7 protein-coding genes are annotated in these 9,706 nt (G+C 68.8%); 5 read left to right on the plus strand and 2 right to left on the minus strand.

Features of this window, described 5'->3' with window-relative positions:
• Positions 1 to 262: 262 nt before the first annotated feature.
• Positions 263 to 1,525, plus strand: a complete 1,263-nt coding sequence (locus ACFU7D_RS26435; RefSeq protein WP_378873000.1) for a DUF222 domain-containing protein — start codon at positions 263 to 265, stop codon at positions 1,523 to 1,525.
• A gap of 134 nt (positions 1,526 to 1,659) precedes the next feature.
• On the opposite strand, the gene ACFU7D_RS26440 is transcribed toward ACFU7D_RS26435, so the two are convergent.
• Entirely contained in the window at positions 1,660 to 2,703 is a 1,044-nt protein-coding gene (locus tag ACFU7D_RS26440; protein ID WP_378873002.1) for an NAD(P)-dependent alcohol dehydrogenase, read from the minus strand.
• 278 nt (positions 2,704 to 2,981) lie between these two features.
• The gene (locus tag ACFU7D_RS26445) at positions 2,982 to 6,392 is read right to left on the minus strand and encodes a M36 family metallopeptidase (protein WP_378873004.1); all 3,411 of its coding nucleotides are present in this window, start codon (positions 6,390 to 6,392) and stop codon (positions 2,982 to 2,984) included.
• A gap of 166 nt (positions 6,393 to 6,558) precedes the next feature.
• Here ACFU7D_RS26445 and ACFU7D_RS26450 point away from each other — a divergent pair, with 166 nt between their 5' ends.
• The 4 genes from ACFU7D_RS26450 to ACFU7D_RS26465 all read left to right on the plus strand — a co-directional run bounded on the left by ACFU7D_RS26450 (position 6,559) and on the right by ACFU7D_RS26465 (position 9,567).
• Positions 6,559 to 7,338: an enoyl-CoA hydratase/isomerase family protein gene (locus ACFU7D_RS26450; RefSeq protein WP_378873006.1), complete on the plus strand. Its 780-nt coding sequence runs from the start codon at positions 6,559 to 6,561 to the stop codon at positions 7,336 to 7,338.
• Between the two features lie 5 nt (positions 7,339 to 7,343).
• Positions 7,344 to 7,679 (plus strand): hypothetical protein, encoded by a 336-nt coding sequence (locus ACFU7D_RS26455; RefSeq protein ID WP_378725836.1) that lies wholly within the window; start codon positions 7,344 to 7,346, stop codon positions 7,677 to 7,679.
• A gap of 110 nt (positions 7,680 to 7,789) precedes the next feature.
• A complete protein-coding gene (locus ACFU7D_RS26460; protein WP_378873008.1) occupies positions 7,790 to 8,590 on the plus strand; it encodes an electron transfer flavoprotein subunit beta/FixA family protein in 801 nt (266 codons plus the stop codon).
• Positions 8,591 to 8,613: 23 nt separating this feature from the next.
• Positions 8,614 to 9,567, plus strand: a complete 954-nt coding sequence (locus tag ACFU7D_RS26465; protein ID WP_378873010.1) for an electron transfer flavoprotein subunit alpha/FixB family protein — start codon at positions 8,614 to 8,616, stop codon at positions 9,565 to 9,567.
• Positions 9,568 to 9,706 lie beyond the last annotated feature (139 nt).

Consider the following 9,706-nt stretch of genomic DNA (forward strand, 5'->3'; position numbering starts at 1 on the left):
GTCCTGGACTCCGGACCAGATCGAGAAAAAACTTGGCTGGCTATCGGGGCGGCGGCCCGGGTGTGGCGCAGCGCATTCTTCCTTGCGACGGGTGGTCCTGATGGGGCGCGAGGGTGGCCCTTCGGGCCACTTACCATCCACAGAAGCGAGGTCTGTCGCTCACCACGAAAATCGGCTTTGAACAGGGAAAATAGATAGCCAAGGGGGTGGTTGAGGCGTAGAATCAGAACCATCACAACACGCCTCTGAGAGAGGGCAGGCGATGAGTCTCGGCCGCGACATCGACCCCTGGGGAACCAACCCCGGCGACGCGATCGACGCCGCCCTGCAGGCCATCGAGACCGCCCTCGCAGAGCTCCTCTCGAGCGACCCTGCCTACTGGCGCACCAGCCAGAAGAAGGACCTCCTCGAACGCTTGGAGAAACTCCAGGCCCAGCAGGCCGCGTTGCAGCTGCGAGTGCTCGCTGAGGCGGGTGATATCGCCGAGGAGACCGGTGCCAAGGACGCCTTGGGGTGGCTGCGGACCGAACTCCTGGTCGACAAGGGTGTGGCCCGCTCCCAGATCAAACTCGCCACCAGCGTCGCGAAGTATGAACTGGTCGCGGCTGGGCTGGCTGAGGGAGTGGTGTCCCAGGACAAGGCCAGGGTGCTCACCCAAGCCCTCGACAACCTCGCGACCGACCCCGCCGTCTGTGCAGAGGACCTGGCCCTGGCCGAGAAACTGCTCGTGGATCACGCGACCCAGTTGACCGCGAACCAGCTCAAGATCGCCGGACGGCGGATCCTGGTCGAGGTCGACCCCGAGAGGTTCGAGGCCGCCGAGGCCAAAGCCCTGCAGCGCGAGGAAGAACACGCCGCCCGGCGTACGTTCTTCTCCTCCCGTGACAACGGTGACGGCACCATCGACCTCCACGCGAGGGTCTCCCGCGCGGTCGGGATGCGGCTGCGCACGATCTTGGACTCCCTGGCGCAGCCGCGGAAGTGGTCCGCGGAGGACAAGGGCCGCAAAGCCCCCTACGACCGGCTGCTGGGGCAGGCGTTCGCCCGCGTGGTCGAGAACTACGACGTCGACCAGCTGCCCCGCCACGGTGGTCACGCGACCACGGTGTTCATCACCATGAGCGTGGAGGACCTCCGTAAGGATCTCGGCACCGCAGCCTTGGGGTTCGATGGCGACCAGATCACCGCCGCCGAGGCCCGCCGGCTGGCCTGCAACGCGGACCTGGTCCCAGTGGTGCTGGGCACCAACTCCGAGATCCTCGACCTCGGCCGCACCGCCCGGTTGGCGCACCCGATCCAACACCGCGCACTGCGGTTACGAGATCAGGGTTGCCAGGCCGAGGACTGTGACGCCCCAGCGGCCTGGACCGAGGCCCATCATCTGACACCGTGGTCCGAAGGTGGCAAAACAGACCTGGCCAACATGGTCCTGTTGTGTCCGAGTGATCATCGCCGGATCCACGACGCCGACTGCAGATATGAGCGACTCCCCGACGGGCGCATCAGGGTCTCTCGTCGCACCTAGGCATGCGCTTCAGCGTCTGGCCGGGGAACTGGCACAGTGTCGAGTTCCTGGCGCACGTGGTTGTGCTCTGCGCACGAGGCCCCGGATGTGTGCGCCCCTGCGTGAGTCGGGCTCAGGTCACCCGTTCCGGTGGCCTAGGGAACGACGACGGCGCGGCCGCGAAGCGTGCCTTCGTGAAGTCGCCGGTATGCCTCCGGTGCCTCGTCGAGTGAGAACTGCTCCGTCTCCACGTGCACGAGCCCGGCACGGGCCAGGTCGAAGACCTCCATCAGCTCCGAGCGCGAGCCCCAGTAAGGACCCCGGATCACCGCGTCGTACGGCTTGGCGAGCATGCCGACCTGGGCGGTTGCGGAGCCTACGCCGACGATCACCAGGTCGCTCTCCACACCGATCACGGACGCGGCCAGGTCGACGGTCGGCTGGGCGCCGACGAAGTCGAAGACGGCGGTGACGCCGCGGGCGCCTACTACCTTGCGGATGTTGTCGGCGGCCGTCTTGTCGGACAGGAAGGCGTGATGGGCGCCGACGTCGGTGGCCAGGGCTAGCTTGTCCTCGCCGAGATCCAGGGCGATCACGGTGGCGGGGGAGAGGGCCCGCAGCAGCTGGATGGCGACGTGGCCGAGACCGCCCGCACCGATCACGACGGCGGTCGAGCCGGCGACCAGCTTGGGCAATGAGCCCTTGATGGCGTGGTAGGGCGTCAGGCCGGCGTCGGTGAGTGCCACGTTGGCGACCGGGTCGAGGTCGCCGAGCGGCAGCAGGTGGCGGGCGTCGGGGACGAGGACGTACTCGGCCATGGTCCCGTCGGTGCCGAGTCCTGGTGGGCTGATGTGGAGTTCGGCGGCGCGCTCGCAGTAGTTCTCCTTGCCCTGCGCGCAGGGGTAGCAGCGGCCGCAGCCCTGCGGGCCGTAGATCGCCACCGGCTCGCCGGTCTCGATCCCGCGAGCGCCTTCGCCGAGCGCGTCGACGACACCGACGCCCTCGTGACCGAGCGTCATCGGCAGCGGGTAGCCGAACGTTTGCCAGGCCTCCTCCGGCAGGCCCATCAGGAACGAGTCGGAGTGGCAGGCGCCGGCCGCGGTGATCTTCACGCGCACCTGACCCGGTCCGGGTTCCGGCACCGGAACCTCGCTGATCTCCGGCGCAGCGCCGATCGTGACGTACCTCAGAGCCTTCATCGTCGATCTCCAGACCGGCAGGACCCCCGCCCGCCGCTGGACTCAGTTCTACCCCGGGCCACGCGCGGTTGCCAGGGTCGTGCGGCCGCCCGAGCGTGTCCCGCATCTCGGCTCAGCCCACCTGGACATAGAAAAGCCCCGCTGGCGTCTCGGGTCACCAGCGGGGCGAGCACTACTGTGGCATGCCGGAGCCGCCTTCGTCATCACTTCTGCAAAAACATGCAATGCAAAACGATGACGTGGGCGGATTGCAGGTTTCTGCAACCCGCCCATGTGGCCTACTGCCCAAAGACCTGCAGCTCGGCGGCGTGGACGATCGTGCCGCGGTCGGAGCCGGTCTTGCAGTCGGTCGTGGTGAGCGGGTCGGCGTCCTGCTCACCGGCGTAGCCGGCATAGCCCGTGCACTGGTTCTCCAGCGCCACCAGACGGACCGCCGCGGCGGAGGTGTCGGGGACGTCGAAGGTGCGCAGGTTGAGGTCGGGCGCGACCGGCCGCGGGCGCTTTCCGGGGAAGGCGTCATCGGCCGAGGTGTAGAAGCGCCTCCAGGTCGCGCCGGCCGTGTCGCACGCGGATACGCACGCCTCGAGCGCGAACTTCCGCAGGGCGGTGAAGCGCGAACCCGAGTCGGCATCGGTGTCGGTGGCCGGCGACAGGTAGGCGCTGACGTTGACCGTCTTGACCGTGCGCGTCCCGCCGGCCAGGTCGACGGCGACCGACGGCGTGGTGGTGTCCACATTGTCGGCGGTCACGCCGCCCCAGTTGGTGCCCTCGGTCCCGTCGATCAGGGCACCGGGGTTGCGTGAGCCCTCGGTCGAGGAGAGCACCGTGGCCCCGTTGGCGGCCGCGGCCAGGTTGGTCGCAGACCCGAACGCGACCGTCTTGGTGATCTCCGCGGGGGAGACCGTGACCGTCTTGCGCTGGGCGCCTCCGGTGGCGGAGACGTAGAGCAGCTCGTACGTCCCGGGGACGAAGTGCGCCACCGCCCCGAGCGCCGTGGCGGTGTTCGTGTCGGCGATCGGAGTGGCCCGCGCCTCGAAGCGACCGACATACACCTTTCCGGATCCGGGGGCGCTGAAGGTGACCTTGACGTTGCGCGAGGCCGGCGAGGCGAAGCTCGGGGTCGGCTCGTCGCTGTCGGCGGTCGTGGTGGCGTACTGGCCCATGCCGCGCTGGGCGAACGCCTTCGCGATCACCTCACGGTTGGCACCGCCGAAGCGCATCTGGTCGGCGGCGAGGAAGGCGTCGCGGGCATCCAGCATCGAGGTCGCACCCTGCTGGAGCAGGAACGAGTCGAAGACCAGCTGGATCCAGCGGCGGTTGCCGGGGCACTTGTCGGCGGCCAGCGGCGAGGCCGTCGTCGTCCCGACCGAGCAGCGCAGCTGCAGGGCCTTGTCGGCGTAGGGGTAGGTCGCGTCGTACTTGTCGACCAGCGCCTTCCGCACCGACCACATCGTGCCGTTCCAGATCTCGCCGTCGGCGTGGACCTCGGGACCGGTGGTGTCGAAGCCGTAGTCGGAGAAGTTGAGCGGGTTCTTGTCGATCGCGAAGTCGCGGATCGCGGTCTCGGTGTTGCCGGTCGCGTAGGTGCCGACGGCCCACGGGGTGCCGCCGTTGTAGAGGTCGTGGGCGAACATGTGCTCGGCCCCGGCCAGGTCGCCCCACGACTCACCCATCGCGCCACCCTGCTCGGAGGTGATGCCGTCGTCGGGGCCGCCGATCATCCGGTTGGAGATGGCGTGGGTGTATTCGTGGCCGACGATCCCGAAGTCGAGCGAGCCGTCGGTGCAGGGCGCGTAGAAGGCGCCGGCGGCGGGCTGGAAGAGGTACTGGTTGGTGATGCCCGGGACGCCGTCCATCAGGGTGAGCTGGTTGGCGTTGTTGCGGCCGGTCAGCAGCCCGGTCTGCTCGATGACCTGCGAGTCGATCGCGGCGGCCTGCGCGTTGCCGATCTCGGCGTCGAGGCCACGACCGCCGCGGCCGAGGTTGTCGGTCTGCAGGTTGTAGTTCTCCTCGGTGAAGCCGAGGAAGTAGGACCAGTCGTGCATCCGGTTGTGGCTCGCGAACAGGTTGCCGACCACGTAGTTGACGTCGTTTCCACCCGGGACCAGGTTGGTCGGCGCGCACCTGGAGTTGTTCCAGGCATCGGTGAACCTCCCCGTGTAGTCACGCAGGGGCGAGATCGGCGCCTGCTCGAGGCCGCCGGCGGCCAGCGGCGAGAGCCAGCCCTCGTGGGTGTTGGCGTTGTTGCCGACGGTCGTCAGCGAAGGCACCCCGACCGTCGTGTTGAGCAGCGTGTCCCAGGGACCGGCGTTGGCCAGGCTCTTCAGCTCCGGCCCGGTGCACTCGGACACCTTGGTCCAGCAGGCGACCACGTCGTTGGCCGGGACCGCGTCGCCGCCGGTCGAGGCGGCGTCGGGAGTGCCGGGGAAGTAGGACCAGCGCGGGTTGCCGCCCGGCAGGTCACCGGTCTCCGCGCCCGCGTCGGAGGACGCGACGGTGACCGTGTAGCTGCCGACGAGGAGCGAGTCGTCGAAGGGACAGACCTGGACCGCGTACGTCCCCGGGTCGATCTTCTCCGCGGTGTAGGTCGCGGCCTCGGGGCTGGTGAGCAGATCACTCTCCACGAGCAGGGTCCCGTCGGGGGCGAAGAGCTTCACGGTGAAGTCGTCGGTCGGCAGGCCGATGGCGAGCGCGGCCAGGGTGCGGGTCTTGTCGTCGGAGATCTCGAAGGTGTGCTTCGGGCCGCAGGAGCCGAGCGCCGTTCCGGTGAACGGACCCTCGATGTCGTTCTCGTGGTCGACGTTGTCGTGGCGCCAGAGCACCTCGCCGGTGACCGCGTCGACCAGTGCCGTCTGCCCCAGCAGGGTGGCGGCGGCGGAGTCGACGACGGTGGCCTGGAAGACGGGACGTACCCCCTCGCCGGGGACGGGGAGGGCCCGCAGCCGCACCAGCTGGTCGGTCGCCAGGCCGGGGACGGTCAGCGTGGTCCAGTCGGTCAGCTTCGCCGCGAGGTCGGTGACGATCTCGCCGACCTTCGCGCCGGAGATCGGGCGTCCGGCCGAGGCCGCCGCCTTCAGCCACGCCGCGGTCGGTGTGAGCTCCGCCTTCGCCGGCGTACCCGTCACCTTGGACAACGAGGAGGAGACATAGGTGATGTCACCGTCGGCCACGCCCACGGTGACCAGCCCCTCGGTGGCGGCGGACAGACCGTCGTAGGTCTGCCGGAAGAGCACCGCATGGCCGCCCCCGCCGGCCAGCTTCTGGTCGCTGACGAGCTCGAGGTCGCCCATCTGGGCGGCGGTGAGCCCGAAGACCGCCGCGCTGTCCTCGAGGAAGCCCCGGGCAGCGGCGACCGGGTCGGAGGAGCCGGCTGCGGCCAGCACGCCGTCGGAGGTGATCAGCGAGGTCGGCGTCCCGTGGGCGTTCCAGCGGATGTCGACGGCGTCCAGGGCGTTCGCCGCGGACTCTTGGATCGAGGTGGGCAGCACGCGGTCGCGTACGTCCAGGCCGGCATCGGCCTCGTGACCGAGCAGCCCGCCGGAGCGGGCCTCTGCGGCCGTGGTGTCTGTGTTGTCAGTAGTGGAGAGCGCGGCACCCGAGACCGGCGTCGCCAGCACGAAGGCGCCGAGGGCCAGGCTCAGCGCGGCACCGAGGCTCACCCGAGTGCGACTGGAACGAATATCGGTCATGTTATTGAAACGCCCCTTTACCGGCGGGGGTTACGCGATACCCGCAACGCCTGTACCGCGAACCGGCACGCGAGAGGTGGCAGGCACCCGATAGTGTTCCGGACACATGTAACCGCCCTCACAGGCAACCCGAAAGACGGACCCGACAGACAGGGGAGCATCAAGGATGGGTGACTTCGTCAACCTCACCGTCGAGGACGGCATCGGCACGATCCGGCTCGACCGGCCGAAGATGAACGCGATCAGCTTCCAGGTGCAGGCCGAGCTGCTCGAGGTCGCGACCGAGGCGGCAGCCGACGACGACGTACGCGCGGTCGTCGTCTACGGAGGCGAGAGGCTGTTCGCAGCCGGGAACGACGTCAAGGAGATGGCCGGCCTCTCCTACTCCGAGATGGCCAAGCGGGTCGCGGGCGTACAGGCCGCGGTGACGGCCGTCGCCGAGATGCCCAAGCCGGTGGTGGCCGCGGTGACCGGCTACGCGCTGGGCGGGGGCTGCGAGCTGGCGCTCGCCGCCGACTTCCGCATCGCCGCCGACGACGCGACCTTCGGTCAGCCGGAGGTTCTGCTCGGCATCATCCCGGGTGCCGGTGGCACCCAACGGCTGGCACGGCTGATCGGGCCGTCCAAGGCCAAGGATCTGATCTTCTCGGGCCGCTTCGTCAAGGCAGACGAGGCGCTTGCAATCGGCTTGGCCGACCGGCTCGTGCCGGCGGCATCGGTCTATGAGGAGGCGCTCGCGTGCGCGAGCCAGTTCAAGAAGGCGGCACCGTACGCTCTGGCGGCGGCGAAGACGGCGATCGACAAGGGGCTCGGGGTGGACCTCGCCACCGGGCTGGCCATCGAGCAGCAGCAGTTCGCCGGCGTGTTCGCGACGCAGGACTCCCAGACCGGGATGGGATCGTTCCTGGAGAACGGCCCCGGCAAAGCCAACTTCGAAGGGAAGTGACTCTCGTGTCCGACACCAAGACGTCCGCCGGGCCGGGTGTGGTCAACACCGTTCGGTCCTACGCCGCCAGGGTGGTCTGGGTGATCGCGCTGCTCGCCGCGCTGGCGCTGGCGATCGGAGCGCTGCTGATCGCGCTCAACGCGAACCAGGACAACCCCCTCGTGGAGTTCGTCCTCAACCTCGCCGACGTCGCCGACCTGGGCCTGTTCTCGCGGGAGAACGGCATCAAGCAGTTCAGCGGTGAGGACGCCGAGATCAAGAACGCACTCTTCAACTGGGGCATCGGTGCGCTGGCGTGGCTGATCGTCGGCCGCATCGTGGCCGGTGTCATCCGGCCCTGAGGCCATGTGACATTCTCAACGCGTAGGCACCTGTCATCGTATGTGACTGACGGGTAACATCGCTGGCGAACTACGACCATTCCAGGAGGGGCCGGCAAGGCCGCACCATCATGAACATTGTTGTGCTTGTGAAGTACGTGCCGGACGCGACCGCGGACCGGCAGTTCGAGGACGACTTCACCGTCGACCGCGTGAACGTCGACGGTCTGCTCTCCGAGCTCGATGAGTACGCGGTTGAGCAGTCGTTGCAGATCAAGGAGAAGCGTGAGGGTGAGGAGATCACCGTCACCGCGCTGACCGTTGGTCCCCAGGCCGCTGAGGCTGCGGTGCGCAAGGCGCTGCAGATGGGTGCCGACAAGGCCGTGCACGTCGTCGACGACGCGATCGCGGGCTCGGACTCGATCGCCACCTCGCTGGTGCTCGCGAAGGCGATCGAGAAGATCGGTGCCGAGACCAAGGTCGACCTCGTGGTCGGCGGTCTGGCCTCGACCGACGCGGGGATGAGCGTGGTCCCGGCGATGCTGGCCGAGCGTCTCGGCCTGCCGCAGGTCACCCTCGCCGCGGTGGTGGAGACCCAGGGCGACCAGGTCCGGATCAAGCGTGACGGCGATGTCGCCACCGAGGTCATCGGTGGCACGCTGCCGCTGGTCCTCTCGGTCACCGACCAGTCCGGCGAGGCCCGCTACCCCTCGTTCAAGGGCATCATGGCGGCCAAGAAGAAGCCGCTGGAGGCGTGGTCGCTGGCCGACCTCGGCGTCGACGCCGCCCAGGTGGGTCTGGGTGCTGCGTACACCGCGGTCGAGGAGACCGCGGCCCGTCCGCCGCGTACCGCCGGTGAGATCGTCACCGACGAGGACGGCTCGGGCGCCAAGGCGCTGGCCGAGTTCCTCGCGTCCAAGAAGTTCATCTGAGGCCGAGAAAGGATCTTTGAATCATGGCTGAAGTTCTCGTTCTCATCGACCACGTCGCTGGTCAGGTCAAGAAGCCGACCTACGAGCTGCTCACCCTGGCCGCCAAGCTCGGCGAGCCCTCCGCGGTCTACATCGGTGGCGCCGACGGCGCCGCTGGTGCCGCGGAGGCCGTCAAGGCCTATGGCGCCGAGAAGGTCTACGTCATCGACGACGCCCAGATCAAGGGCTACCTGGTCGCCCCGCGCGCCGAGGCGCTCGCCCAGCTCGCCGGCGCTGCTTCCCCGGCTGCGATCCTGCTGCCGTCCTCCGCGGAGAACAAGGAGGTCGCGGCTCGTCTGGCGATCAAGCTGGACTCCGGTCTGATCACCGACGCCGTCGACCTCGACGAGTCCGGTGTGGCGACCCAGTCGGTCTTCGCCGGCAACTTCACGGTCAAGGGCAAGGTCACCAAGGGCACCCCGATCATCACGGTCAAGCCCAACTCGGCCGCCCCGGTCGAGAAGGCCGGCGCCGCCGCGGTGACCCCGTTCGAGGTGACCATCTCCGATGCCGCCAAGACCGCCCAGATCGTGGCCTCCCAGCCGCGTAAGGCCTCCGGTCGCCCCGAGCTGACCGAGGCCGCGATCGTGGTCTCCGGTGGTCGTGGCACCGGCGGCGACTTCTCCGCCGTCGAGGGTCTCGCCGACGCGCTCGGTGCCGCCGTGGGTGCCTCGCGTGCCGCGGTCGACTCCGGCTGGATGCCGCACACCTTCCAGGTCGGCCAGACCGGCAAGACCGTCTCCCCGCAGCTCTACGTGGCCAACGGGATCTCCGGTGCGATCCAGCACCGCGCCGGTATGCAGACCTCGAAGACCATCGTCGCGGTCAACAAGGACGAAGAGGCACCGATCTTCGAGCTCGTCGACTTCGGCGTCGTGGGCGACCTCCACACCGTCCTCCCGGCAGTCACCGAGGCCGTCAAGGCGGCCAAGGCCTGAGGTCGCCTGGCGCTTGCGCCGGGCGAACCCGAAGGGGTCGAGCGAGCGCACAGTCGAGCCTGCGAGGCTGTGACTGCGGGTCGAGACCGACAAGATTCGCCTGGGACGTACGTCCCGAAAACCCGCCTCCGAGCACCGC

The organism is Nocardioides sp. NPDC057577, from assembly GCF_042801335.1.
In the GTDB taxonomy this organism is placed as follows: domain Bacteria; phylum Actinomycetota; class Actinomycetes; order Propionibacteriales; family Nocardioidaceae; genus Nocardioides.

Coding starts and splice junctions, on each gene's coding strand:
- ACFU7D_RS26435 (WP_378873000.1), top strand. CDS start 263: ATGAGTCTCGGCCGCGACATCGACCCCTGGGGAACCAACCCCGGCGAC.
- ACFU7D_RS26440 (WP_378873002.1), bottom strand. CDS start 2,703: ATGAAGGCTCTGAGGTACGTCACGATCGGCGCTGCGCCGGAGATCAGC.
- ACFU7D_RS26445 (WP_378873004.1), bottom strand. CDS start 6,392: ATGACCGATATTCGTTCCAGTCGCACTCGGGTGAGCCTCGGTGCCGCG.
- ACFU7D_RS26450 (WP_378873006.1), top strand. CDS start 6,559: ATGGGTGACTTCGTCAACCTCACCGTCGAGGACGGCATCGGCACGATC.
- ACFU7D_RS26460 (WP_378873008.1), top strand. CDS start 7,790: ATGAACATTGTTGTGCTTGTGAAGTACGTGCCGGACGCGACCGCGGAC.
- ACFU7D_RS26465 (WP_378873010.1), top strand. CDS start 8,614: ATGGCTGAAGTTCTCGTTCTCATCGACCACGTCGCTGGTCAGGTCAAG.